This window comes from Mesorhizobium sp. P2_E6 (assembly GCF_056403835.1).
In genome coordinates this window covers 151,345-175,961 of record NZ_JBFUEQ010000010.1, presented here as the reverse complement: position 1 = coordinate 175,961, position 24,617 = coordinate 151,345, and the positions used below count along the sequence as shown (strand labels likewise).

General features: G+C 63.2%; 21 protein-coding genes and 1 riboswitch. Of the genes, 11 read left to right on the top strand and 10 right to left on the bottom strand.

Annotated features, from left to right (window positions below; all coding sequences use genetic code 11):
- Positions 1-10: 10 nt before the first annotated feature.
- Positions 11-2,065: a DNA topoisomerase IV subunit B gene (gene parE / locus AC1D08_RS24435; protein WP_457151893.1), complete on the bottom strand. Its 2,055-nt coding sequence runs from the start codon at positions 2,063-2,065 to the stop codon at positions 11-13.
- Positions 2,066-2,302: 237 nt separating this feature from the next.
- Here parE and cpaB point away from each other — a divergent pair, with 237 nt between their 5' ends.
- The 9 genes from cpaB to AC1D08_RS24390 all read left to right on the top strand — a co-directional run bounded on the left by cpaB (position 2,303) and on the right by AC1D08_RS24390 (position 11,709).
- Positions 2,303-3,229 carry a Flp pilus assembly protein CpaB gene (cpaB, locus tag AC1D08_RS24430; RefSeq protein WP_245331172.1) on the top strand — a complete coding sequence of 309 codons (927 nt, stop codon included), beginning with the start codon at positions 2,303-2,305 and terminating at the stop codon, positions 3,227-3,229.
- 32 nt (positions 3,230-3,261) lie between these two features.
- Positions 3,262-4,707, top strand: coding sequence for a type II and III secretion system protein family protein (locus AC1D08_RS24425; RefSeq protein WP_457151892.1), 1,446 nt, complete (start codon positions 3,262-3,264; stop codon positions 4,705-4,707).
- Between the two features lie 4 nt (positions 4,708-4,711).
- On the top strand, positions 4,712-4,981 hold the full coding sequence (locus AC1D08_RS24420; RefSeq protein ID WP_457151891.1) for a hypothetical protein: 270 nt from the start codon (positions 4,712-4,714) through the stop codon (positions 4,979-4,981).
- Between the two features lie 32 nt (positions 4,982-5,013).
- Entirely contained in the window at positions 5,014-6,228 is a 1,215-nt protein-coding gene (locus AC1D08_RS24415; RefSeq protein ID WP_457151890.1) for a CpaE/TadZ family protein, read from the top strand.
- Entirely contained in the window at positions 6,225-7,646 is a 1,422-nt protein-coding gene (locus AC1D08_RS24410) for a CpaF family protein (protein ID WP_477227357.1), read from the top strand. Before AC1D08_RS24415 ends, AC1D08_RS24410 begins: the two co-directional genes overlap by 4 nt.
- Positions 7,647-7,650: 4 nt before the next feature.
- Positions 7,651-8,616: a type II secretion system F family protein gene (locus AC1D08_RS24405; RefSeq protein ID WP_457151443.1), complete on the top strand. Its 966-nt coding sequence runs from the start codon at positions 7,651-7,653 to the stop codon at positions 8,614-8,616.
- Position 8,617: 1 nt separating this feature from the next.
- On the top strand, positions 8,618-9,583 hold the full coding sequence (locus AC1D08_RS24400; protein ID WP_457151444.1) for a type II secretion system F family protein: 966 nt from the start codon (positions 8,618-8,620) through the stop codon (positions 9,581-9,583).
- A 200-nt stretch (positions 9,584-9,783) separates the two neighbouring features.
- Positions 9,784-10,254 carry a tetratricopeptide repeat protein gene (locus AC1D08_RS24395; RefSeq protein WP_457151445.1) on the top strand — a complete coding sequence of 157 codons (471 nt, stop codon included), beginning with the start codon at positions 9,784-9,786 and terminating at the stop codon, positions 10,252-10,254.
- A 279-nt stretch (positions 10,255-10,533) separates the two neighbouring features.
- Positions 10,534-11,709: a GGDEF domain-containing protein gene (locus AC1D08_RS24390; protein WP_477424251.1), complete on the top strand. Its 1,176-nt coding sequence runs from the start codon at positions 10,534-10,536 to the stop codon at positions 11,707-11,709.
- On the opposite strand, the gene gcvP is transcribed toward AC1D08_RS24390, so the two are convergent.
- From gcvP to gcvT, 3 genes are read right to left on the bottom strand one after another with little or no spacing between them, the layout of a single operon-like run.
- Positions 11,710-14,520 carry an aminomethyl-transferring glycine dehydrogenase gene (gene gcvP, locus AC1D08_RS24385; RefSeq protein ID WP_477424249.1) on the bottom strand — a complete coding sequence of 937 codons (2,811 nt, stop codon included), beginning with the start codon at positions 14,518-14,520 and terminating at the stop codon, positions 11,710-11,712.
- Positions 14,521-14,537: 17 nt separating this feature from the next.
- A complete protein-coding gene (gene gcvH / locus AC1D08_RS24380; RefSeq protein ID WP_095088133.1) occupies positions 14,538-14,906 on the bottom strand; it encodes a glycine cleavage system protein GcvH in 369 nt (122 codons plus the stop codon).
- 5 nt (positions 14,907-14,911) lie between these two features.
- Entirely contained in the window at positions 14,912-16,012 is a 1,101-nt protein-coding gene (gene gcvT, locus AC1D08_RS24375) for a glycine cleavage system aminomethyltransferase GcvT (RefSeq protein ID WP_457151448.1), read from the bottom strand.
- Positions 16,013-16,161: 149 nt separating this feature from the next.
- A riboswitch (glycine riboswitch) is annotated at positions 16,162-16,248 on the bottom strand.
- Positions 16,249-16,469: 221 nt separating this feature from the next.
- Between gcvT and AC1D08_RS24370 the strand changes: the two genes are divergently transcribed.
- Positions 16,470-17,471, top strand: coding sequence for a hypothetical protein (locus AC1D08_RS24370; RefSeq protein ID WP_477424247.1), 1,002 nt, complete (start codon positions 16,470-16,472; stop codon positions 17,469-17,471).
- 57 nt (positions 17,472-17,528) lie between these two features.
- Here AC1D08_RS24370 and AC1D08_RS24365 read toward each other — a convergent pair whose 3' ends face one another.
- From AC1D08_RS24365 to AC1D08_RS24340, 6 genes are all read right to left on the bottom strand, one after another.
- On the bottom strand, positions 17,529-18,320 hold the full coding sequence (locus tag AC1D08_RS24365; protein ID WP_095087897.1) for a molybdopterin-binding protein: 792 nt from the start codon (positions 18,318-18,320) through the stop codon (positions 17,529-17,531).
- Position 18,321: 1 nt separating this feature from the next.
- Positions 18,322-19,203 (bottom strand): cytochrome b/b6 domain-containing protein, encoded by an 882-nt coding sequence (locus tag AC1D08_RS24360; RefSeq protein WP_457151450.1) that lies wholly within the window; start codon positions 19,201-19,203, stop codon positions 18,322-18,324.
- Between the two features lie 97 nt (positions 19,204-19,300).
- On the bottom strand, positions 19,301-19,978 hold the full coding sequence (locus tag AC1D08_RS24355) for a DUF1345 domain-containing protein (RefSeq protein ID WP_095087901.1): 678 nt from the start codon (positions 19,976-19,978) through the stop codon (positions 19,301-19,303).
- Between the two features lie 26 nt (positions 19,979-20,004).
- On the bottom strand, positions 20,005-20,472 hold the full coding sequence (locus AC1D08_RS24350) for a YaiI/YqxD family protein (RefSeq protein WP_095087903.1): 468 nt from the start codon (positions 20,470-20,472) through the stop codon (positions 20,005-20,007).
- Between the two features lie 67 nt (positions 20,473-20,539).
- Positions 20,540-21,109, bottom strand: a complete 570-nt coding sequence (gene gfa / locus AC1D08_RS24345) for an S-(hydroxymethyl)glutathione synthase (protein ID WP_457151451.1) — start codon at positions 21,107-21,109, stop codon at positions 20,540-20,542.
- 67 nt (positions 21,110-21,176) lie between these two features.
- Positions 21,177-22,304 carry an S-(hydroxymethyl)glutathione dehydrogenase/class III alcohol dehydrogenase gene (locus AC1D08_RS24340; RefSeq protein ID WP_477424246.1) on the bottom strand — a complete coding sequence of 376 codons (1,128 nt, stop codon included), beginning with the start codon at positions 22,302-22,304 and terminating at the stop codon, positions 21,177-21,179.
- A gap of 196 nt (positions 22,305-22,500) precedes the next feature.
- Here AC1D08_RS24340 and AC1D08_RS24335 point away from each other — a divergent pair, with 196 nt between their 5' ends.
- Positions 22,501-24,513 (top strand): acetyl-CoA carboxylase biotin carboxylase subunit, encoded by a 2,013-nt coding sequence (locus tag AC1D08_RS24335; RefSeq protein WP_457151453.1) that lies wholly within the window; start codon positions 22,501-22,503, stop codon positions 24,511-24,513.
- Positions 24,514-24,617 lie beyond the last annotated feature (104 nt).

The window sequence follows — 24,617 nt, the reverse complement described above, 5'->3', positions numbered from 1 at the left end:
CGGCTGGCGGCTAGATATCCAGCACTTCCGTCTCGGCGAATTCGGCGCGTTCCTGGATGAAGCGGAAGCGGGCTTCCGGCTTGGTGCCCATCAGCGCGTCGACCGCGTCCTTGGTGGCGGCCTCGGCGTCGATGACATCGATGCGAAGCAGCGTGCGCTTTTTCGGATCCATGGTGGTTTCCTTGAGCTGCGCGGCCATCATCTCGCCCAGACCCTTGAAGCGGCCAAGTTCGACCTTGCCGCGCCCGGTGAACTCGGTGCGCAGAAGCTCGTCCTTGTGCGCATCGTCACGGGCATATGCGACCTTGCCGCCTTGCCGGATCGAGTAGAGCGGTGGCACCGCCAGATAGAGATGGCCGCCACGCACCAGGGCCGGCATCTCCTGGTAGAAGAAGGTGATCAGCAGTGAAGCGATGTGGGCGCCGTCGACGTCGGCGTCGGTCATGATGATGACGCGGTCGTAGCGCAAATCCTCGTCGCGGTATTTCGACCGCGTGCCGCAGCCGAGCGCCTGGATCAGGTCTGAAATCTGCTGGTTGCCGGCAAGCTTGTCATTGCCGGCGCTGGCGACGTTGAGGATCTTTCCGCGCAGCGGCAACACGGCCTGGCTGGCGCGGTCGCGTGCCTGCTTGGCCGAGCCGCCGGCCGAGTCGCCTTCGACGATGAACAGTTCGGCGCCGGCCGCGGCATTCTGCGTGCAGTCGGCGAGCTTGCCCGGCAGCCGCAATTTGCGCACCGCACTCTTGCGCGACACCTCTTTTTCCTGTCGCCGGCGCACCCGCTCGTCGGCGCGCGCGATCACCCATTCGAGCAGCTTCGAGGCTTCCTGCGGATTGTCGGCCAGCCAATGGTCGAAAGGATCGCGGATCGCGGTCTCAACAATGCGGATTGCCTCGATCGTCGCCAGCCTGTCCTTGGTCTGGCCAACGAATTCGGGCTCGCGGATGAACACCGACAGCATGCCCGCCGCCGAGATCATGACGTCTTCCGAGGTGACAATCGAGGCGCGCTTGTTGCCGACGAGATCGGCATAGGCGCGCAGGCCGCGCGTCAACACGTTGCGGAAGCCGGCCTCGTGGGTGCCGCCTTCGCCGGTCGGGATGGTGTTACAGTAGGAATTGATGAAGCCGTCGCCGCCGAACCAGGTCACCGCCCATTCGAGCGAGCCATGGCCGCCTTGCCTATCGCTCTTGCCGGCGAAGATTTCGCGCGTCACCTGGAACTCGTCGCCAAGCGATGCCTTGAGATAATCCTTGAGGCCGCCGGGAAAATGGAACTCGGCCTTGGCCGGCGTCTGGTCCTTTTCCTTGATCAGCGACGGGTCGCAGGTCCAGCGGATTTCGACGCCGCCGAACAGATAGGCTTTCGAGCGCGTCATGCGGTAGAGCCGCGCCGGCTCGAACGCAGCACCCTTGCCGAAAATCTGCTCGTCGGGGTGGAAGCGGATCTTTGTGCCGCGCCGGTTGTGAACCTCGCCCAGCTGTTCCAGGCCGGTTACCGGCACGCCGCGCGAAAAGCGCTGGCGATAAAGCTGGCGGCCCCGCGCGACCTCGACCTCAAGATGGTCCGATAGCGCGTTGACCACCGAGACGCCGACGCCATGCAGGCCGCCTGAGGTCTCGTAGACCTTCGAGTCGAACTTGCCGCCCGAATGCAGCGTCGTCATGATCACTTCGAGCGCCGGCTTCTTGAATTTCGGATGCGGATCGACCGGAATGCCGCGGCCGTTGTCGGTAACGGCGAGATAGCCGTCGGCAGAGAGCTCGACATCGATGAAGGTGGCATGGCCGGCAACCGCCTCGTCCATCGAATTGTCGATGACCTCGGCGAACAGGTGGTGCATCGCCTTGTCGTCGGTGCCGCCGATATACATGCCTGGCCGGCGCCGCACCGGCTCCAGCCCTTCCAGAACCTCGATGTCGGCGGCGCTATAGCCCTCGCTACCATCCTTGGTCGCGGCGGGACGCCTGGTCGCCTGCACCAGCGGATCCGCCGGGCGCGCCGGTGTGCGGACCGGTTGCGGCTGCTTGTCCAGATTGCCGAAAAGATCGTTGTTGTCGTCCATGCCTGCCATAGAGTCCGATGCTGCGAATCACCTCGCGATACTGGCACGCTTTTCAGCGCCAAGCGACCGAGGTTCCTGTTCCGTTCGGGGAATTGCCCGTCCTAGCGCAGAACCATTCGATAACCAATCCGGCGGAAATAGGTCAAATGCCACCGCGTTGGATTCCTGATTCTTTAACAATGCCGCCTAGCATGAACCCAACAAAACAAGAAACTGCGGGCATCAGGGGTTTCGGGCGTGAGGGGCAAGGCCATATCGATGATCGGCATCGCCGCCGTTTTTGGCGCGATATCGATCTTTGCCGCGGATTTCTGGGTCAAGAGCCAGGCTAGGGCAGATAGCGAAGCGAAGACGGCGTCGATCCCCGCGCCAGTTGCACCCAAGATCGAGTTCAAGACCATCGTGGTGGCCAATGCTCCGCTGCGCTATGGCATGGAGCTCGACCGCACAAAGCTCAGCGAAATTCCCTGGCCGCAGGATTCCCTGCCGCAGGGCGCCTTCCCGACCATCGATGGATTGCTTGGCGACGGCAATCGCGTGGTGCTGACGCCGATCGAGGTCAACGAGCCGGTGCTGCTCACCAAGCTGTCGGGGCCAAATGGCCGCGCGACGCTCTCGAACATGCTGACGCCCGGAATGCGGGCGGTGACCATCCGCACCGACGAGATTGCAGGTGTCGGCGGCTTCGTCACACCCGGCGACCGGGTTGACGTCGTGCTGACCCGCGATGCCGGCGAAATCCAGGAGGTGGCCAAGAACGCGCAGGGCGCCGCCGGTTCGACCATCACCTCCGAAATCGTCGTCTCCGATGCCAAGGTGCTGAGCGTCGGGCAGGGCGCCGACGAGCGCCAGACCACGCCGCAGATTGCCAATTCCGTGACCATCGAGGTGACCACCGAAGGCGCGAAGAAAGTGGCACTTGCCCGCACCGTCGGCTCGCTGTCGCTGTCGCTCCGCTCCGCCAGCGAAGGCGATGACGGCAAGAACGGCGTCACCACCATCTCTTCGTTCGGCGGATCGGTCGCCTCCAACGTGCAGGCCGCGGCCAGTTCGTTGTTCAATGCCGTGGCGAAAGAGCCGGAGAAACCGAAATTCAAGACGGTCATCGTGACGCGCGGCACGAAGGCAGAGGAATACCAGGTTCCTTCGCCGGACCAGCAATAGAAACCAGTGGGGACTGGGTGAGGGACGGGACAATGTTCGGGCTGATTGCATATCGGGTCATGGGACGGTTGCGCGTGTTGCGCACCGTGGCTGTGGCGGCTTCACTGGCTGCCGCAGGGATGCTGGCCTTCGGCGCCTCGGCAAGGGCCGACAACGACATCGTCTATGTGTCGACGACCAAGAATGCGTCGATCAAGGTGGCCAAGGGCAAGCCGAAGACGATCATGACCAGCGCCGCCTTCTACCAGATCGTCATCGGCGATCCGGAGATCGCCAACGTCAATCCGCTGACCGACAAATCCTTCTACGTGCTCGGCAACAACCTCGGCACCACCGGCATCGCGCTGTTCGATGAGAAGAAGCAACTCGTCGGCACCGTCGACATCGAGGTGACGCTCGACACCGACCAATTGGCCAGCACCATCCGCGCCAGCGTGCCGGACGCCAGGATCAAGGTCGGCTCGGCCAATGGCCGTGTCGTGCTGTCGGGCGAGGCCGATGACGCGGTCGCCGCCGAAAAGGCAAACAAGATCGCGACGCGTTTTTCCGGCGCCGAGGAGGTGATCAACTCGGTCAACATCTCGTCGTCGCAGCAAGTCCAGCTCAACGTCCGCTTTGTCGAGATCAACCGCCAGGCGGGTCAGGATCTCGGCGCCAAATACAGCGCCAATTTCGCCTTAGGCCTCGGCGGGCGCGACGTCACCATCGATCCGGGTACCTTGCCGGGGGCCGGGACCGGCGAGATTATCGGCCGGTTGCTGTCGGACGGTGTGTCGATCGATATCGCCATCAAGGCGCTGGAAGAGCGCGGCCTGGCCCGTCGGTTGGCCGAACCGAACCTGATCGCCCGTTCCGGCCAAACGGCAAGCTTTCTCGCCGGCGGCGAATTTCCGATCCCTGTTTCCGAGGACAACGGCAAGATCTCGGTCAGCTACAAGAAATACGGCGTCAGCCTTGATTTCACGCCGACAGTGCTGAAGGACGGGTTGGTCAGCCTGGATATCGCGCCGGAAGTCTCATCGGTCGACGCGTCGGCCTCCTACAATATCGGCAACATATCGGTGCCCGGCTTCATCGTGCGCCGCGCCAGGACATCGGTCGACCTGAAGAATGGCCAGAGCTTCATGATTGCCGGATTGCTGCAGTCGCAAAACGACATCACCACGTCGCGCATTCCCGGGCTTGGCAAAATGCCGGTGCTTGGGGCGCTGTTTTCGTCGAAATCCTATCAGCGGCGCGAGACCGACCTGGTCATGATCGTCACGCCCTATCTGGTCAAGCCGGTCGATCCGTCGAAGAAACTCATCGTGCCGACCGATGGTACGCAGCCTGCCAGCAACGCAGACTATTTTCTCAACAACACCGACGAAGTGAAGACGTCCGACACCAATCGCGCGTTGGCAATGGCCGGCGGCACTGTCGCGCAGCCGGCTGCCGTTACCACGGTCGGGCATTTCCTCGACCTGCCGAAGGACTGAAAACATGCGTCTGGTCTTGAGATCGAGCATCGCCTTGCTGCTGGCCGGCTTCGCTGCCGGCTGCACCAGCGACGACTATGTGCGCACCGAAGGGGTGACGCCGGCCGCTGGCAACGCGCAAGCCGCCGACACCGTCATGCAGATGGTCGATCCCTGGAAATACGGTGTCCAGAACACAAAGCTTCTCGTTCCAGCCCAGCGCGGCGACGTGGTGGCCATCACTCCCGATCAGGCGGCCGGCGCGAAAGCGTCGCAATCCACGACAGGCAACTGATCCAACAGGCGGCGACCGGACAGGCTGACAGAATGGCAAACGGCATCAAGACCAGGAAGATCCTGCTCGTATCGACCGACAGGACCTTTGTGCAGGACACGCGGACCGCATTCGCCGCCTCCGAGGTCATCCAGCTGTCGACAGTGGAAAAGAATGTCGCGGAGCTGCGCGGCGAGATCCAGGAGGCCGATTTCGGCGCCATCATCGTCGACATGGATGCGGCAAGGCTGGAGGAGGTCGAGTCGCTGCAGCGCATCATGCGCCGGCTGGAGGACAAGGTGCCGGTCGTCGTCGTCACCCAGGAGTTCAATGCCGCCGCGGTGCGCATCCTGGTACAGCTCAAGGTCGCGGATTTCCTCGTCAAGCCGATCACCACCGCCGACCTGGTGCGCTCCGTGGTGCGGGCGCTGCAAGGGCCCGGGCGCGAGGAAAACACCGAGTCGCAGATCTACACCTTCATGCCGGCCGCGGGCGGCGTCGGCACCACAACGCTGGCACTGCAGACCGCCTTCCAGTTGCATCACTCGGTGACGCGCGGCGCGTCGACTTGCGTGGTCGACCTCAATTTCCAGCAGGGCGCCTGTGCCGAATATCTCGACCTCGAGCCGCGTTTCGACATCACCGAGATCGAGAACCAGCCCGAACGCCTCGACCGGCAACTGCTCGACGTGATGCTGTCGAAGCATGCCAGCGGACTTTGCGTGCTGGCGGCGCCGACGCATCCGGCGGAAATGCGCTCGTTCAAGACCGATGTCGTGGTGCGCATGCTGGACCTCGTTTCGGCCTATTTCGACAATGTCGTCATCGACATGCCGCGCACCTGGTTTCCGTGGACGGAAACGGTGCTGCTCGGTTCCAACAAACTCTACATCGTCGCCGAAATGACGGTGCCGTGCCTGCGCCACACGCAGCGTCTGATCCAGGCGGTCTACGAGACCGCCGGCAAGGAAGTGAAGCCGAACGTCATCGTCAATCGTTTCGAGCAGAAGATGTTCGACAACGGCATCAAGCAGGCGGACGTCCAGGAAATCCTCGGCGAGCATTTCGTTGGCGGCATTGCCAACAACTACCGGCTGGTGCGCGAGGCGGTCGATCGGGGCGTGCCGCTGCACGAGATCGACCCGAACGCCAATGTCGTCAACGATTTGAAGAAGATCATCCTGCCGGAGGAAGCAGTCCAACCCCGGGCGAAATCGCGCTCGCTGTTTGGCATGGGCCGGGGATTGCTTAAGAGGAAGGCCGGATGACCAGCCGCTTTTCCACCCTGCAGAACCGCGATGCGCGTCCGCAGCGCGCCGCCGAGCCGGTGCCGGTCGCGCATCATGCCGTCGTCATTCCGACCAACCGAAAGGCTTTGACGGCAAAGCCGGAAGCCGCACCGGCAAAGAATGCCAACAAGGTGCTCGATGCGCGCGTGCGTATCCACCGGCTGCTGCTCGAGGAGATCAACCTAGTCGCGCTGGAGCGTTTGCCCAAGGATGAGATGCGCCGGCAAGTATTTGATTTCGTGTCGGAAAAGACCAAGCAAGAGCGGATGGCGATCAACACCGTCGAGCTTGACGCGCTGGTCGACGACATCGTCGACGAGATGGTCGGCCTCGGTCCGCTGGAGCCGTTGCTCAAGGATCCCGACATCAACGACATCCTGATCAACGGCCACCAGAACTGCTTTGTCGAAAAGAAGGGCAAGCTGCAGCCGGTCCATATTCCGTTCAAGGACGAGGCGCATCTGCTGCGCATCGTCAACAAGATCGTCGCCGCGGTCGGCCGTCGCGTCGACGAATCACAGCCGATGGTCGACGCACGCATGCTGGACGGCTCGCGTTTCAATGCGGCCATCCGCCCGGTTGCGGTCGACGGGCCGCTGGTGTCGATCCGCAAATTCTCCAAGAACAAGCTCGGCCTGCACAAGCTGGTCGAATTCGGCGCCATCACCCAGAACATGGCCGAAGTGCTGGCGGCGGCCGTGCATGCCCGCAAGACGACGATCATTTCGGGCGGCACCGGCACCGGCAAGACGACCATGCTCAACGCGCTGTCGGCATTCATCCCGGAAGATGAGCGTTTGATCACCATCGAGGACGCGGCCGAGCTCCAGCTGCAGCAGCCGCATGTGGCGCGCATGGAGACGCGTCCCGCCAACATCGAAGGCCATGGCGAACTGAAGCAGCGCGATCTGGTCAAGAACGCGCTGCGCATGCGCCCCGACCGCGTCATCCTCGGCGAATGCCGCGGTGAGGAGGCCTTCGACATGCTGCAGGCGATGAACACCGGCCACGAAGGATCGATGGCGACCATCCATGCCAACACGCCGCGCGACGCCATTTCGCGCCTGGAGCAGATGCTTGGCATGACCGGCATGCCAATGACGGTGCAGTCCATCCGCAGCCAGATCGCCAGCGCGCTCGACCTTATCGTGCAGCTGACGCGCCTGTCCGACGGCAAGCGCAAGGTGACAAGCGTCGCCGAGGTGACCGGCATGGAAGGTGATGTCATCCAGATGCAGGAGATCTTCCGCTTCGTGCGCACCGGCATGGACGCCGACGGTAAGATCCTCGGCCATTACGAGGCGACCGGCATCCGGCCGCGTTTTCTCGAGGATTTGCGCGCCATGGGCATCGAGTTCCCCGGGCGATACTTCGAACCCGGCCGGCCGCAGGAGTAGTCAGGTGTTCGACAGGCTCAGCGCGATCTATGTCGTCTATGCCACGGCGGCACTTACCGGCATCCTGATCGCCGAGGCCTGCTACCTGCTCTATGCCGGGCGCAGCGACAAGCGCACCGCCATCAACCGGCGCATGAAACTGCAGGAAAACAAGATCAGCCAGGAGCAGGTGCTTGTGCAACTGCGCAAGGAGCGCGGCCTTGACGCGGGTACGTCGCTGTTCTCGCCGGAACGGTTCCGCGCCTTGCGAACCCAGTCTGGCATGGTCATGCCGCTGCCGAAATTCCTGATGACCACATGCGGCGCGGCATTCGCCGCGGCTCTGGCCGCCATGTGGTACGGCTTGCCGCCGCTGCTCGGGCTCGTCCTGTTTGTCATGCTTGTGCCGATCCTGCCGGTGATGACGCTGCGCTTCAAACGCGGCCGCCGGCTGAAGCGGTTCGGCACGCAACTGCCGGAGGCACTGGAACTGATCACGCGCGGCCTGAAGGCCGGCCATCCGGTGCCGGTGGCGGTCGCCATGGTGGCGCGCGAGATGCCCGACCCGATTGGCAGTGAATTCGGCGTCATCGCCGACGAGGTGACCTATGGATCGGACCTGGTTTCGGCCTTGAACTCGCTGTTCGACCGGGTCGGCCATGAGGACCTGCCGCTGTTCGTCACCGCCGTCTCGATCCAGAGCAGTTCGGGCGGCAATCTGCGCGAGATCCTCGACGGCCTGGCGTTGACGATCCGCGAGCGTGGCAAGCTGCGCCGCAAGGTGCGGGCCATTTCGACCGAAGGCCGCATGTCGGCCTACATTCTGACGGCGATACCAGCACTGCTGTTTGCCGCCATCATGGCGCTGATGCCAGCCTTCTACCGCAACGTCTGGGGTGAGCCGCTGACCTGGTACCTGATTGGCGGCTCTGTCGCCTGGCTAATGCTGGGCAATCTGATGATGTTCAAGATGTCGAATTTCAGGTTCTGACATGCAAGGCTTCATCGAATTCCTCGCCTCGCTTGCGCCGACCTCGTTGATGCCCGTGGCCATCCTGTTGCTGGCCGTGGGCGCCGTCGCGGTGGCCTGGCCGATGGTGGCGGCGAAGGGCGACCGCAACGACGTCATGCGCCGGCTCAAGGCGGATCATGGTCCGGTGGCCGCGAAGCCCGAGCCGGTGCCGAAGAAGAATACCAGCATCGTGCGCGAGAAGGCGGTGAAGAGGGCGCAGGAATTCTATGCCAAGAGCGATCCGGAAAATGTCGCCCGGCTGCGCATGACGCTCATCCAGGCGGGCTACATGGAGCCGCGCGCCGTCGGCATGTTTTTCCTCGTCCGGTTCATTGCGATGATCGGCACGGCCATCGGTGTCTTTGTGCTCAACCAATGGATGGCCAGTCCAGACGCGACGATGGCCAGCCGGTGGACGTTCGTCATCCTGTCGGGAGCGGCCGGCTACTTCCTGCCTGGGCTGGTGCTGAGCCAGAAGGTGCGGGAAAAGCGGCGCGAATACCGCAACGGCTTTCCCGATTTCATGGACCTGATGATCGTCTGCTCGGATGCCGGCATGAGCATGGAGGCCGGCATCGAGCGCGTTTCGAAGGAACTCGCCAAGACCTATCCCGCGCTCAGCCAGAACCTGCAGCTTGTGTCGCTGGAGCTGAGGGCAGGGCGCAGCCTCGACGATGCGCTGAAGGCGCTTGCCGACCGCCTCAGCCTGGACGAGGTGCGTTCCTTCGCCACGCTTCTACAGCAGTCGAAGGAACTCGGCACCAGCCTGTCGGGCGCGCTGCGCGTCTTTTCCGATGAAATGCGCCACAAGCGCATGTCGCTGGCCGAGGAAAAGGCGCACGCCCTGCCGGCCAAGATGTCGGTGCCGGTAACGGTGTGCATCCTGCCGGTGGTGCTGATGATCGCCATCATCCCGATCATCGTCAAAATGATGACGGAGCGCTAGGAAGCGCGTCCCTCGAACACCCAGTCCAAGCCGTGTCTTGCACGCGGCCCGGTCAAGATCCTCTGACCTGCACCGGGTGGTTAATGGCTGGTGTGCCCAAAGCTTAATTTTGAGCGTGTTTCGGCACCGAAGTTTAATCGCCTTTCCTGTAATGTGTTTCCTGAAGAACGACCCGGCAAATCGGGCGATGAGGCAGGGGCATGCGTCACAGTAATTTCACGGCAATGGCTGCGGTGGCGGCCGTATTAATGATGTCTGGTTGTACGACGGGTGGCGTCGACACCACCAAGACCACGGCCATCCAACCGGTGGCAAAGGACATCGATACTTCCGATCTGGCGCAAGGCAAGGCGCAGTTTCGCGACGCCAATTACGGCCTCGCCGAACAGCACTTCCGCAAGGCCGTCGAGTTGAAGGCCGACAATGCCGAAGCCTGGATGGGGCTCGCCGCTTCCTATGACGAACTTGGCCGCTTCGACTTCGCCGACCGAGCCTACGACCAGCTTCTGAAAGTCGCCGGCCGCAAGCCGCAGATCGTCAACAACATGGGGTATTCGCAACTGTTGCGTGGCAATCGCAAGAAGGCCAAGGCGCTGCTGCTCGAAGCGAGGGCCGGCATGGCCGATCCGACGGTCGTCAACGCCAATCTCGCGCTCTTGAACAAGGGTTGATCTGGTCGTCGCGTCCTGGAGCCGGATGATTTCAGGTCGAATCGACCTGAAATCTGAATCCGCGTCTAAATCAAAGGGATAGAGCAAGATGTCGTCCGAAAATCGCTCACACTTTTCGGCATCATGCTCCAGGGTGCTGTTTCGGGACACAGGGCATGGACGCTTTGTAAACCCTATGCGCAGGTTGCGTCGGAAGACCGGCTGAAAACCCGTATCCGAGGGCTGCCGCTGACCTAGAATGCAGTGCAACCGCCGACTCTCGAGAGGCCCTCGCCCAACATGTTGGACTTCAGTTCGCTCCTGCTCGCGGCCGCGCTGTCGGGCACATGCCTTAGCGCTACCATGTTTGCGATCTGGTTCACCGCGCCCAAGGCGCGCTTTGTGCTGACTGTGGCGTGCGGCATTCTGGTGCTCGTCGCGCATGTGATCCTGTTCTGGCGATACACCAAGGAGCCCGATCCGGTGCTCTGCCAGATCGTGCTTGCGCTGCTCAGCCTGGGGTTCCTGATCCTCTGCCTATCGGCCATGCAGTATCTCGGCGTGCCCAGCCACAGACGTGCCGTTGTACCGACGCTCGCCGCCATGACTATTTGCGCGGCCGTGACCTCCATCGGCCTCGACGGTGTCGGCTTTATCATCACCTACGCGACGGTAACGGCGCTGCTCTCGGCGATCGGCGCCATGTTCTGGATCAACGGCAGCCATGATCGCCGGATCCTGCTGGTGGTTTCGTTTCTGAGCGGCACCTGTGCGGTGTCGTTTGCGCTTTGTGGCATGGTTTTGCTGGGCAAGGGGCAGTGGGCGCTCGCGGTCGCGCCCGACAATTGGGCCGAACGGCTGAACTCCGTCGTGGCGGTGGCCTGCATGACCGGGCTCGGCGCCTTGACGCTCTCCCTCCATCATCTGCAGGCGCAGATCGAACTGAAGGCCGAGACCATGACCGACCCGCTGACCGGGTTGATGAACCGCCGGGGATTGATGTCGCTCTATGGCGAGCGGAGTTTCGGTCCATTCATGTCCGTCGTCATGTTCGACCTCGACCACTTCAAGCGGACGAACGACGTCTACGGTCACCCGGTCGGCGACCAGGTCCTGTGCCGCTTCGCCGCCGTCATCAAGAAATATGCCCGGACCGGAGTCGACGCCTTTCGCCTGGGCGGCGAGGAATTTGCCGTCGTCATGTCGCGGATGACGGAGGAAAGGGCCTACGACCTCGCCAGCAAGATCGGCGTTGCCTTCGGCACCGAAATCGTTGCCACCCCGCTCGGCCCGTTGCGCAGCACGGTCAGCGGCGGCATCGGCTTTGGCGAGGCCGATGGCCGCAGCCTCGACGAGGTGCTGGCCGAGGCCGACATAGCGCTCTATGCCGCCAAGCGCGCCGGGCGAAATTGCGTCATCAGCCGCAAAGGAATGAGCAAGGCCGAACCGGTCAAGCCGGCCTTGCGCTCAGCGTAGTTACTCGGCCGCACCCAGATAATCCGACAAAGGCGGGCAGGAGCAGACCAGGTTGCGGTCGCCTGCAACATTGTCGATGCGCGACACCGGCGGCCAGTATTTTGCTGCCGTGTCGGCGTCACCGGCGGGATACGCCGCCTCCAGACGCGAATAGGGATGGGTCCACTGGCCGGCCAGCGCCTCGGCGGCGGTGTGCGGTGCGTTGACCAGCGGATTGTCGGCCAAAGGCCATTCGCCCTTGGCGACTTTCGCTGCCTCTCCGGCGATGGCGATCATCGCCTCGCAGAAGCGGTCGAGTTCCCGCTTGGGCTCGGACTCGGTCGGCTCGACCATCAGCGTGCCGGCGACCGGGAACGACATGGTCGGCGCATGGAATCCATAGTCGATCAGGCGTTTGGCGACATCGTCGACACTGATGCCGGCGTTCTCCTTGAGCACGCGTGTGTCCAGGATGCATTCATGGGCAATGCGATCGTGCCTGCCCTTGTAGAGGAGCGGGAAGTGCGGTGCGAGCCGCGTCGCTACGTAGTTTGCCGAAACGATCGCCGTCTCGGTCGCCTGCTTCAGGCCGGAGGCGCCCATCATGCGGATGTACATCCAGGTAATCGGCAGGATGGAAGCACTGCCGAAGGGGGCGGCCGACACGGCATGCGCCGAGCCTTCGGTGACATGACCCGGCAGATAGGGTTCTAGGTGCGCCCTTACGCCGATCGGGCCGACACCTGGGCCGCCGCCGCCATGCGGAATGCAGAAGGTCTTGTGCAGGTTCATGTGGCAGACATCGGCGCCGATGTCGCCGGGGCGAGCGAGGCCGACCAGCGCGTTGAGATTGGCGCCGTCGAAATAGACCTGTCCACCATGCTCATGGATGAGGGCGCAGAGATGGCGCGCGCCTTCCTCATACACGCCATGCGTCGAGGGATAGGTGAACATCAGCGCCGCGAGGTTCTTGGAATGCTCATTGGCCTTGGCCCTCATATCGTCCATGTCGATATTGCCATCCTCCAGGCAGCGCACGACGACGACGCTCATGCCCGCCATCGCCGCGCTCGCAGGATTGGTGCCATGCGCGGACGATGGGATAAGGCAGATGGTGCGATGGCCTTCGCCGCGCCAGCGGTGATAGGCGCGGATGGCAAGCAATCCGGCATACTCGCCCTGGCTGCCGGCATTGGGCTGCAGGCTGACCGCGTCGAAGCCGGTGATTTCGGACAGCCAGCCTTCCAGTTCGCCGGCCATGGCGCGGTAGCCGGCCGAATGGCTGGCCGGCGCGAACGGATGCAGGTTGGCGACCCTTGGCCAACTCACCGGCATCATCTCGGCCGCGGCATTGAGCTTCATGGTGCAGGAGCCCAGCGGGATCATGGTGCGGTCGAGCGCCAGATCCTTGTCGGCCAGCCGGCGCAGGAAGCGCATCATCTCGGTTTCCGACTTGTTCTCGTGGAACACGGGCTGGGTCAGAAACTCCTTGCCGCGCGGTTTGCCGGGCACCGTGCTGTCGGCCGCGGGACCAGCCTTGGCGCCGAACAATGCCGCGATTGCGTCGAGATCGGCATCGGTCGAGGTCTCGTCGAAGCTGATGCCGACATGGTCGGCATCGATGACGCGCAGCAGCCGGCCGGTCTTTTCGGCCGCAGCGGCGATCTGCGCCGCTTTGCCCTTCGTCTCCACCGTCACCGTGTCGAAGCGGCTGGCGCCGATCACCGACACGCCTGCCGCCTCGAGGCCGCCTGCCAGACGGTTGGCCAGTGCGTGGATGCGCCCGGCAATCGCCTGCAGCCCGGCGGGGCCGTGCCAGATGGCATAGGCGGTCGCCATGTTGGCCAGCAGCGCCTGCGCGGTGCAGATGTTGGAGGTCGCCTTGTCGCGGCGGATATGCTGCTCGCGTGTCTGCAAGGCAAGCCGGTATCCGGGCCGGCCCTTGCTGTCGGTCGACTGGCCGACCAGGCGGCCGGGCATCAAGCGCGTCAGCCTGTCGGCGACGGCGCAATAGGCGGCGTGCGGGCCGCCAAAGCCCATCGGTACGCCAAAACGCTGCATTGGGCCGACGGCGATGTCGGCGCCGAGCTTTGCCGGCGCGTCGGTCAGCGTCAGGCCGAGCGGGTCGGCGATGAACACGACCAGTGCGCCGGTGGCGCGCGCCTTGTCGATCGCTGCCTTGTGGTCGCCATAGACGCCGAACGTGTCTGGCCAGGAGACAAGCAGGGCGGCGGTGTTGTCGTCGATCGCCTCGCCGTCGATCTCGATGCCGAGCGGTTCGGCGCGGGTGCGCACCACGTCCAGCGTCTGCGGATGTGGCGTACCGGCTAGCGCCACCTTGGTGCGCTTGTCGCGGTGATGCCGCAAGGCGATGCCAACCGCTTCGGCGACCGCCGTTGCTTCATCGAGCAGCGAGGCCGACGCCACCGGCAGGCCAGTCAATTCGGCGACCAGCGTTTGAAAATTGAACAGCATTTCGAGCCGGCCCTGGCTGATCTCCGCCTGGTAGGGCGTGTAGGCCGTGTACCAGGCTGGGTTCTCGAACAGGTTGCGCTGGATGACCGGCGGCACATGGACGCCGTGGTAGCCGGCGCCGATGAAGCTCTTCAGCACCGTATTTTTCGCCATGATCGCCGACAGTTCGGCGAGCGCCTCCGCTTCGCTGGCCGGAGCAGGCAAGGCGAGCGGCTGGTCGAGGCGGATCGATCTCGGCACGGCCTGGCTGATCAGCGTCTCGATCGAGGGAACGCCGATGACGGCGAGCATTGCTCTGGTGTCGTTGACGCCCGGGCCGATGTGGCGGGCCATGAAGGGGTAGGGTGCTGCGGTCATGTGTCTAGGTCCTGATGTCAACCGATATGGGCTTTATAGGCGGCCTCATCCATGAGGCCGGCGAGTTGGCTTTCGTCGGCGAGCTTCATCTTCCACAGCCAGCCGGCGCCGGTCGCCGCCGAATTCACCAGCGACGGGTCCGACGACAGCGTCCCGTTGGCCTCGGTGATCTCGCCGTCGACGGGCGCATAGACGTCGGAGGCCGCCTTGACGGATTCGACCACCACGGCCGTATCGCCCTTGGCCAGCTTCTTTCCCGTCTCGGGCAGTTCGACGAAGACGAGATCGCCAAGCTGCTCCTGGGCGTAGTCGGTGATGCCGACGGTGGCGATGCCGCCCTCGACACGGAGCCATTCGTGATCTTCGGTGAAATAGGTTGTTGCCATCGGATTTATCCTTTGCGGTAGCGATGCGGTGTGAAGGGCAGGGAACTGATATCGACTGGGATCTTCGTGCCGCGCACATCGGCGAAAACCCGTGTGCCGGGCTTTGCCAGTGGCGTTGCGACATATCCCATGGCGACCGGATGACCGGCCGAGGGGCCGAAGCCGCCCGATGTGACATGGCCGGCAGGATTGCTGTCGGCATCAAACAGCGCGGCGCCGGCGCGCACCGGCTGGCGCCCGTCGGGCTTCAGCCCGACCCGCTTTTGCGCCGGTCCCCGCTCCACGGCGGCGCGCAGGGCGTCGGCGCCGATGAAAGCGCCGGTAGCGCGGATTTCTTTCGGGATCGCCCACATCAATCCGGCGCTGGCCGGGTCGGTCTCCGGCGTGATGTCCTGGCCGTGCAGGCAGAGCCCGGCCTCCAGCCGCAGGCTGTCGCGCGCGGCAAGGCCGATCCACAGTACGCGTTCATCGCCGAGCAATTTTGCGACGAGGTCGCGCGCATCGGCCTCCGGCAGGCCGATCTCGAAACCGTCCTCGCCGGTATAGCCGGAGCGGCTCATGAACCAGTTCTGCCGCGGTTCGACACCATGCATGAACAGCAGCGAGCCGGTCTCGATGCCGGCGCGGGAAAGGGCGGCCCAGGCTTCAGGGCCCTGGATGGCCAGGAAGACACGGTCGAGCGGCTCGACCTTGACGTCAAAATCCGCGGCAAGCGCACGCAAATGCTTTTCGTCGGCCACGGCGTTACCGGCGTTGGCGACCACCATGAACCTGGTATCGCCCAGCCTGGTGACGATCAGGTCGTCCAGGATGCCGCCTGACTCATTGAGGAAGAAGGACAGTTTGGACTGCGAGATTTCGAGTGCGGCGGCATCCAGGGGACAAGCGCGGTTGAGCAGCGCAACCGCCTCCGGCCCACTGACCTCGAACAGCTTCATATGCGAGATGTCGAAGAGGCCGGCATGCTCGCGGGTGTGAAGATGCTCCTTCATGACGCCGGCCGGATAGGTCAACGGCATCGACCAGCCGGCAAAGGCGCCAAAGCGCGCACCAGCGGCCACATGGATATCTTCGAGGGGAAGGTGTTTGGTGTCGTCGCCCGTCATGTCATCTCCAGAGTCGCACGCAATCGGTCGCGAATGGCGACCAGTCCGTGCCCCTCTGTCTGAAGCCTGAGAGACTCGCGCAACCGGAACTCTGTCAGCGGCGCTTACACCTTCGGCGCGGGGGCAAGCCCCGACTTTCCAGAGTGTCTTTCCCGTCTACGGTTCTTTTGCCTGAGAGATTTCGGGCGATTTCCCCTTCGGCGACAGCTTTCGCTGTTCTCTCCCGCAAACAGGTAGGACTCGCAAGAGCCCTCGACTCGTCATCCATAGCCTGTCGACGACACATTGTCACCTGTCAGCGACGTCTTTGATGCATGTCGTTTTCCCAGGGTGACATGCATTGGCTGACAAGTCTTCGCTAACCACGCCGTTTGCCGGTTTTTCAAGACACTGCTGATATCGTGGCGGCGGTGAGGCTTTTGGGCAGGCGCTTGCCGGCAGCGGACGGGGACGACAAATGGGCGAATTGATCATGAGCGCGCCGGTGGCGGGGCTGGCCTCGAAAAGCCGCATCACCAGGGAAGACGTGGCCATGTTGCGCCATGAAGTGTTCGGCGACGGCGTGGTGACGCGCGGCGAGGCCGAGGCGCTGTTCGCGCTGGACGCCACGGCCAAGGACAAGTGCCAGGAATGGCCTCCGTTCTTTGTCGAGGCCGTCACCGACTACATCGTCCACCAGGAGAAGCCGTCCGGCTACATCTCGCAGGACAATGCCGACTGGCTGATCCGCACGATCTCGCGTGACGGCATGGTCGACAGCCGAACCGAACTCGAGCTGCTGGTCCATGTGCTGGAAGAAGCAAGATCGTCGCCGAGCCAGCTTTGCGTCTATGCGCTGGAGCAGGTCGCCCACGCCGTCATCGACGGCAAGGGGCCGTTGATGCTCGGTGGTGCGTTGGTTCCCGGACTGATCGCCAAGGCGGAGGTCGAGCTTCTGCGCCGGATCCTCCACGCCCATGGCGGCGAAGGCAACATCGCCATCACCCGCGCAGAGGCCGAGGTGCTGTTCAAGATCAACGAGCGCACTGCTCAAGGACAAAACGATCCGTCCTGGAACGATCTGTTCGTCAAGGCGATCGCCAATTTCGTCATGTGCTCGGCCGGCTATGAGGCGCCGACACGCGATGTGGCGCTGCGCCGTGATGCCTTCCTCGAGCACGCCGATCCGGAAATCGGCGGTTTCTTCAGCCGCATGGTCTCCGGTGGCCTCGCCGGCATGATGGAGGCCTATCGCTCCCCCAGCGACATCGAAGCCGAGTGGGAAGCCAAGAACAGGGCGGCCGAGGCCCTGGCCCGCCGCGCCGAGACGATCGATGCCGGCGAAGCCGGCTGGCTGATCGAGCACATCGGGGTAGGCAGGCCTTTGTACGAGAACGAACGTGCGCTGCTGACGCTGATCAAGCACGCGTCACCGGAGATTCACCCGGCGCTTAAGCCGCTGCTCGACAAGGTTGCCTGAACCGGCGGGCAGCGCTCGCTACTCCCCCGGGCCGATCATTATTTTGCGGTGTGCGAATCAGATTCCACCGTACCAGTCGTAGCCATTGTCTTCCCAATAGCCGCCCCTGCCGCCGCCGACATTGGCGAAGCCGTCGACCAGCTCGATCTTGTAGAGATATTTCGGCATCTTGTAGCCGAGCTGACGCTCGACGCGGGCCCGCAGCGGCGCACCGTTCTCGACCGGCAGCGGCTTGCCGTTCAGGCCATAGGCAAGGATCGTCTGCGGGTGGCGGGCATCGATCAGGTCGATAGTGCCGTAATATTTGATGTCGCCCGACAGGCTGCGGTCGATCGTGTCGAGGCAATGGAACATGACGTAGCGCGCCTGCGGCTTGACCACTGCCTGGTCGAGCACCAGCGACAGCGGCGTGCCGGTCCATTTGGCGATGCAGCTCCAGCCTTCGACGCAGTCATGACGGGTAATCTGGGTGCGGCTCGGCATGTTCATCAACTGCTCGCGGCTGAGCGACAGCGGCTTTTCGACAAGGCCCGAAACCTCCAGCCGCCAGTCGGCGAAATTGTTGGCGAGCAAGCCCTTGTAGACGTCGTCATCGGGAGCCGTGACGCCGTTCGGCCGCTGCGGCTGGCGGATGTCGGCCTCGGTGAACTCCGGCGCCAGCGCGTCGCGTCCGGCGAGCAGGCGTTGCGCCCGGTATGTCAGGCCGTTGGCGTTTTCGAGGAAGCTGCGCAGGCCGCTGCCAATGCTCAGCTGGCTGTCGAAGGCGTCGCAGCCCGACAGCATGATGCCGGAGGCGCCAAGGCTGGCGCCCGTCAGGAATTTCCGGCGGCTGATCTCGAACTTCGCCATGTCAAGCACTCCTCTCGGTGGAATTGTCGTCGCGTGCAGGAGGATCGGTGCGGTACCAGCCGGTGATGATCGAGCGCAGTTCGTTGATCGGGCCGGCAGCCAGGATCATCAGGATGTGGACGATGAAGAAAGCGACCAGCAGCACCATGACGGTGAAATGGATGGTGCGCGCCGTCTGCCGGCCACCGAGCAGATCGTTGAGGAACGGCAGCACCGAGTCCATGCTGGGCGACATCGCGAGGCCGGTGATGATCATCAGCGGCAGCAGCACGAACAGCACGCCGCCATAGGCCATCTTCTGCAGCGTGTTGTATTCCCGCGTGTGGTGAAATTTGAGCTTGGCGTGGTCGACGATGTCTTGCGGCAGTCGCTTGAGATCGTTGAGGCGCGGCGCGAGATCGCGGCGCAGATGGCCGTTCACGGTGCTGGCGACCAGCCAGACAATCAAGGTCGTGGTCAGTATCCAGGCAAAGAAGAAATGGATGACGCGAGCGGTGCCCAGATCATAGTAGGACGGGATGGTCGCCCAGGATGGGAAGCCGCGCGCCGTTTCCTGGCCTGCCGGACCCGACCAGCCGAGCACGCCCGTCGTGTCGAAACGATGTCCGAAGACTTCGGTGTAGCCACGTGCACCAGCGTTGGTGTTCTCGGCGCCAATGGCGAAGATGGTGTTGTTGTAGTCGAAGCCCGACTGCTTGCCGATGTAGAGCTGCGGGCGGGCGTTGAAGATCTGCAGGCCGGAAAGCAGCATGAAGAACAGAGAGATGGCCCAGATCCAATGCGTCAGCCGCGTCCAGCGCGACTGGCGATAGATCAGCGTCTCATCCTTCGACGCGGCAGGGTCCGCTCCGGCGGTGGGTTGGCTTCTGGCAACCGATTCCATCTTGTCTCGTCTCCCGGCCTCGCGGCGTGACCTGCACGCTCATTGTCCTCCTGATACGTCGCTAACCAAACCGATGTTTCATCCGATCACGGAATTATTACGGGCTGCCCAGACTGACGGCGAGATTGACGGCTGCGGCGACGATGACCGTGTTGAAGAAAAACGACAGGATCGAATGGACGAGCACGACACAACGCATATGCGTTGTCGAGATGTTGGTGTCGGCAGTCTGCGCGGTCATGCCAATGACAGCCGAGAAGTAGAGGAAATCCCAGCCTTCCGGCCGCTTGTCGCCCGGGAACAGCAGCCCGCCGACAGGGATCTTCTTCTTGGTCTCAGCGTCGACCGCATCGCCGTCCATCCAGTAGACATGGGCATAGTGGAGCGCTGCCATGGCATGCATGGTGAACCAGCCGAGCGGGATCGACAACAGCGCGAAGCCAAGCTCGACAGGATGGCCCCTGTCCTTCTGATTGATCAGCAGGAACAGTGAAACAATGGCAACGACGACCACGACCAGCGTTACAGCGAAGATAACCAGCACCGGCTGGTCGGTGGCGCGCGCGTTCTTGCTGAGGTAGCGACCGGTAAGCCTTGGCATCTGGGCGACGACCAAAATGACATAGACGGCGAAGAACGCATTGGTGCCGATCGAATAAGGGAGTGGCGCGCGCAACAGCAGCGCAGCCGCCAGTGCGACGGCCCCTGTGCCGGCCGCCACGACGAATTGCTTGTGCCGATGCATTGGTGAATTGATCGAGGTGTCGGTGACCATGGCCCAGCTTTCGAAAAGCGCCCGGATCAGTCCGGTGTGGCGGATTTGAGCGCCCGCCGCAAGATGCGGTCAAGTTCACCGAGAAACCGCGAACGGTCCTGCGGCGCGAAGCTGGCATTGTAGCCCTTGCTTTCGCCGGTCTCGCGCAGATGCTGCTTGAGATCGCGCATCGCCACTGCCATGCCGATCGTTTCGGGTGTGAACGGGCGCCCGGTGGGCCCGAGCACATGGGCGCCGAGCGCCACCGCGCGGGCAGCCAGCGGAATGTCCGATGTGATCACGATGTCGTTGGTCCGCGCATTATCGACGATCCAGTCATCGGCGGCGTCGGCGCCCTTGGACACCACGACGTTGCGGATCATCGGATCGCGCGATGGCCGCAGGCCACCATTGGAGACGTAGGTAACGACGACGCCATGGCGCTCGGCGACCTTTTCCACCTCGGCCTTGACTGGGCAGGCATCGGCGTCGACGAGGATGGCGGGTGCAGGCATTTATTGTTCCAAAAGACATGGGGCCGGGCGATTTCGGCCGGCCCCATGGAGATAATCTGATCGGTTGTTACGCCGGCAAGGCCCCGGACTTCTTCGCAGTCCAGGTCGCCATATAATCCATCAGGCCGGGATTGAGGCAGTCATAGGGTTCCAGCCCGATTGACCTCAGCTGCGCGCGGATGCCGTCCATTCGCTTCGGGTCGACACCGGATTCGATGATCGACGAGACGAAGGCAGTGAAGCCCGGCGGCGACCAGCCGTCTTCCTGGAAGCGCTCGGGGTGGATGAACGACAGGCCCTTGAACGGGTGGTCGCGCTCGACCGGCCCGTGCATGTGGACGCCGCAGCCGGTGCAGGCATGGCGTTGGATCAGCGCACTGGGATCGACCACTTTGAGCTTGTCGCCGTTCTCGGTGACGGTCACATCGGCGGTGCCGGCCACGGCAACGACCGAGAACAGCGCGCCCTCCGGCTTCCAGCATTTGGTGCAACCACAAGCATGGTTGTGGGCGATCTGGCCCTTGACCTTCACCTTGACCGGCTTGCTGGTGCAGGCGCAAACCAGCGTGCCGCCGGCAAAGCTTGCACTCTCCTTGGGCAAGCCATTGTCGATTTTCGGATGCAGTTTTTCCGGCATTCTTTTCTCCTCCCAGTTGTGAACCACAAAGGTCGCAGGCCGGTTGGTCGGCGGCTTGTGGTCTTCTTCAGTAAACGACGACGCTTCGGATCGACTTGCCCTCATGCATGAGGTCGAACCCCTTGTTGATGTCCTCGAGCTTCAGCAAGTGGGTGATCATCGGGTCGATCTGGATTTTCTTTTCCATGTACCAGTCGACGATCTTCGGCACGTCGGTGCGGCCGCGCGCGCCGCCGAAGGCGGTGCCCATCCAGGTGCGGCCGGTGACCAGCTGGAACGGCCGGGTCGAGATTTCCTGGCCGGCACCGGCGACGCCGATGACGACCGACTTGCCCCAGCCGCGATGCGAGGCTTCCAGCGCCTGGCGCATCACCTTGGTGTTGCCGGTGCAGTCGAAGGTGTAGTCGGCGCCACCGATCTGGTCGGCGCCACGCTTGGTCATGTTGACGAGGTGAGGGACGATGTCACCATCGATTTCCTTCGGATTGACGAAATGCGTCATGCCGAACTTCTCGCCCCAGGCCTTTTTGTCGTTGTTCAAATCAACGCCGATGATCATGTCGGCGCCGGCAAGTTTCAGGCCCTGGATGACGTTGAGGCCGATGCCGCCGAGGCCGAAGACGACGGCAGTCGCGCCTTGCTCAACCTTGGCGGTGTTGATGACCGCACCGATGCCGGTGGTGACACCACAGCCGATGTAGCAGATCTTGTCGAAGGGGGCGTCGGGATTGACCTTGGCGACAGCGATCTCGGGCAGCACGGTGAAGTTGGAGAAGGTCGAGCAGCCCATATAGTGAAAGATCTTGTCCTTGCCGATCGAGAAGCGCGACGAACCATCGGGCATCAGGCCTTGCCCCTGCGTGGCGCGGATGGCGGTGCAGAGGTTGGTCTTGCGCGACAGGCAGGACGGGCACTGGCGGCATTCGGGCGTATAGAGCGGGATGACGTGGTCGCCCTTCTTGACCGAAGTGACGCCCTTGCCGACATCGACGACGACGCCGGCGCCCTCATGGCCGAGGATGGCCGGAAAAAGCCCTTCGGGATCGGCGCCCGACAGCGTGAACTCGTCGGTGTGGCAGATGCCGGTCGCCTTGATCTCAACCAGCACCTCGCCGTCGCGCGGGCCATCGAGGTCGACCTCCATGATCTCCAGCGGCTTTCCGGCGGCGACAGCGACAGCGGCGCGCGTTTTCATCAGGCAATTCCTCCATAGGCGATTTTTGCCCAAGCTTTCAGGTTTTAATGATGCGATCAACTGGAAGCTGGTTCCAGGCTTGGGCCAGTGCGGAGAATTTTATCCCAAATCGATTGAAAGACCGCGATTGACCCGGCCGGCTTGACCGCACCGACACAGGCCATAAAAGGAACGGCCGACCCGAGGGATATTTCGCATGTTCACCAAGATCCTCATCGCCAACCGCGGCGAGATTGCCTGCCGTGTGATCAGGACGGCGCGCAAGATGGGCATCGCCACCGTCGCGGTCTATTCCGATGCCGATCGTGATGCCGTGCATGTCGAGATGGCCGATGAGGCGGTGCATATCGGGCCTTCGCCGGCCGCGCAGAGCTACCTCGTACCGGAGAAGATCATCGCCGCCTGCAAGGAGACGGGCGCGCAGGCCGTGCATCCCGGTTACGGCTTCCTGTCCGAGCGGGCGGCGTTCTGCGAGGCGCTGGAAGCGGAAGGCATCATCTTCATCGGCCCGAAGCCCAAGGCGATCAAGGCGATGGGCGACAAGATCGAATCGAAGAAATTCGCCAACGCCGCCAAGGTTTCCACCGTGCCCGGCTGGCTCGGTGTCATCGAGAATGCCGACCATGCCGAAAAGATCGCCGGCGAGATCGGCTATCCCGTGATGATCAAGGCCTCGGCCGGCGGCGGCGGCAAGGGCATGCGAATCGCCTGGAGCCAGTCGGAGGTGCGCGACGGGTTCGACCGCGCGCGCTCGGAAGCCAAGAGCTCGTTCGGCGACGACCGCGTCTTCATCGAGAAATTCGTCGTCGATCCGCGGCATATCGAAATCCAGGTGCTGGCCGACGCCCATGGCAACGCGCTCTATCTCGGCGAGCGCGAATGCTCGATCCAGCGCCGCAACCAGAAGGTCGCCGAAGAGGCGCCATCGCCGTTCCTCGACGCCAAGACACGCAAGGCCATGGGCGAGCAGTCGGTAGCGCTGGCCAGGGCCGTCGACTATCAGAGCGCCGGCACGGTGGAGTTCATCGTCGACAAGGACAAGAACTTCTATTTCCTTGAAATGAATACACGTTTGCAGGTCGAGCACCCGGTGACGGAGCTCGTCACCGGCATCGATCTGGTCGAGCAGATGATCCGCGTCGCCGCCGGCGAAGAGCTGGCCTTGAAGCAAAGCGATATCCAGCTGAGCGGCTGGGCGGTGGAAAGCCGGCTCTATGCCGAGGACCCGTACCGCAATTTCCTGCCCTCGATCGGCCGGCTGACGCGCTACCGGCCGCCGGAGGAAGGACAATTCGGCGATGTCGTCATCCGCAACGACACCGGCGTCACCGAAGGCTCCGAGATCTCGATGTTTTACGACCCGATGCTCGCCAAGCTGTGCACTTGGGCACCGACGCGCATCCAGGCCATCGATGCCATGTCGGAAGCGCTCGACAGCTTTGTCGTCGACGGCATCGAGCACAACATTCCGTTCCTCGCCGCCCTGATGCAGCATCCGCGCTGGCGGGAAGGGCTGATATCGACCGGTTTCATCGCCGATGAATATCCCGACGGCTTTGCGCCAATCGTGCCGAACAACGATGAGAAAGCGGTGCTGGCGTCGATTGCGACCGCGGTGGAACTGCTGCGCCGCGACCGGCTCGACCGGCTCGGCGGGCGCCTGGCGCCGCATTCGGGGGCGCTGAAGCGCGACTGGGTGGTGAAGATCGGTGAAGATTATCTGTCGGCGTCCATCCTCGAAGGCATGATCTCCATTCCAATGGAAATCGATCTGTCGATCGAGGGCGGCAAGGCGCTGACCGTTGCCTCCGACTGGTGTCCGGGCGACCTGATCTGGCGCGGCACGGTCGGCACGCACAAGATCGTCGCTCAGATCAGGCCGGTTGCCAATGGCTTGCGCATCGCCTGGAAAGGCATGTCGGTGACCGCGAGGACCATGTTGCCACGCATCGCCGAACTGGAAAGGCTGATGCCGGAGAAGGTGGCGCCGGATACGTCGAAACTGCTGCTTTGCCCGATGCCCGGCCTTGTCGTGTCGATCGCCGTTGCCGAAGGCCAGGAGGTCAAGGCCGGCGAGACGCTGGCCGTCGTCGAAGCGATGAAGATGGAAAACGTGCTGCGCGCCGAACGCGATCTTGTCGTTGCGAAACTCAACGCCAAGCAAGGCGACAGCCTGGCGGTCGACGCAGTGATCATGGAATTTGCCTGAGATTGTTTGGAAACTTTAAGGCGAGCCGGGCAGGCCGCTGCAAGCCTGTGGTCAGCGGCGGTTTGTGCCTGGACTGGTATCGCCCGGTCCCGGACAATACATCT

Coding starts and splice junctions, on each gene's coding strand:
- parE (WP_457151893.1), bottom strand. CDS start 2,065: ATGGACGACAACAACGATCTTTTCGGCAATCTGGACAAGCAGCCGCAA.
- AC1D08_RS24425 (WP_457151892.1), top strand. CDS start 3,262: ATGTTCGGGCTGATTGCATATCGGGTCATGGGACGGTTGCGCGTGTTG.
- AC1D08_RS24420 (WP_457151891.1), top strand. CDS start 4,712: ATGCGTCTGGTCTTGAGATCGAGCATCGCCTTGCTGCTGGCCGGCTTC.
- AC1D08_RS24415 (WP_457151890.1), top strand. CDS start 5,014: ATGGCAAACGGCATCAAGACCAGGAAGATCCTGCTCGTATCGACCGAC.
- AC1D08_RS24410 (WP_477227357.1), top strand. CDS start 6,225: ATGACCAGCCGCTTTTCCACCCTGCAGAACCGCGATGCGCGTCCGCAG.
- AC1D08_RS24400 (WP_457151444.1), top strand. CDS start 8,618: ATGCAAGGCTTCATCGAATTCCTCGCCTCGCTTGCGCCGACCTCGTTG.
- AC1D08_RS24395 (WP_457151445.1), top strand. CDS start 9,784: ATGCGTCACAGTAATTTCACGGCAATGGCTGCGGTGGCGGCCGTATTA.
- AC1D08_RS24390 (WP_477424251.1), top strand. CDS start 10,534: ATGTTGGACTTCAGTTCGCTCCTGCTCGCGGCCGCGCTGTCGGGCACA.
- gcvP (WP_477424249.1), bottom strand. CDS start 14,520: ATGACCGCAGCACCCTACCCCTTCATGGCCCGCCACATCGGCCCGGGC.
- gcvH (WP_095088133.1), bottom strand. CDS start 14,906: ATGGCAACAACCTATTTCACCGAAGATCACGAATGGCTCCGTGTCGAG.
- gcvT (WP_457151448.1), bottom strand. CDS start 16,012: ATGACGGGCGACGACACCAAACACCTTCCCCTCGAAGATATCCATGTG.
- AC1D08_RS24370 (WP_477424247.1), top strand. CDS start 16,470: ATGGGCGAATTGATCATGAGCGCGCCGGTGGCGGGGCTGGCCTCGAAA.
- AC1D08_RS24365 (WP_095087897.1), bottom strand. CDS start 18,320: ATGGCGAAGTTCGAGATCAGCCGCCGGAAATTCCTGACGGGCGCCAGC.
- AC1D08_RS24360 (WP_457151450.1), bottom strand. CDS start 19,203: ATGGAATCGGTTGCCAGAAGCCAACCCACCGCCGGAGCGGACCCTGCC.
- AC1D08_RS24355 (WP_095087901.1), bottom strand. CDS start 19,978: ATGGTCACCGACACCTCGATCAATTCACCAATGCATCGGCACAAGCAA.
- AC1D08_RS24350 (WP_095087903.1), bottom strand. CDS start 20,472: ATGCCTGCACCCGCCATCCTCGTCGACGCCGATGCCTGCCCAGTCAAG.
- gfa (WP_457151451.1), bottom strand. CDS start 21,109: ATGCCGGAAAAACTGCATCCGAAAATCGACAATGGCTTGCCCAAGGAG.
- AC1D08_RS24340 (WP_477424246.1), bottom strand. CDS start 22,304: ATGAAAACGCGCGCCGCTGTCGCTGTCGCCGCCGGAAAGCCGCTGGAG.
- AC1D08_RS24335 (WP_457151453.1), top strand. CDS start 22,501: ATGTTCACCAAGATCCTCATCGCCAACCGCGGCGAGATTGCCTGCCGT.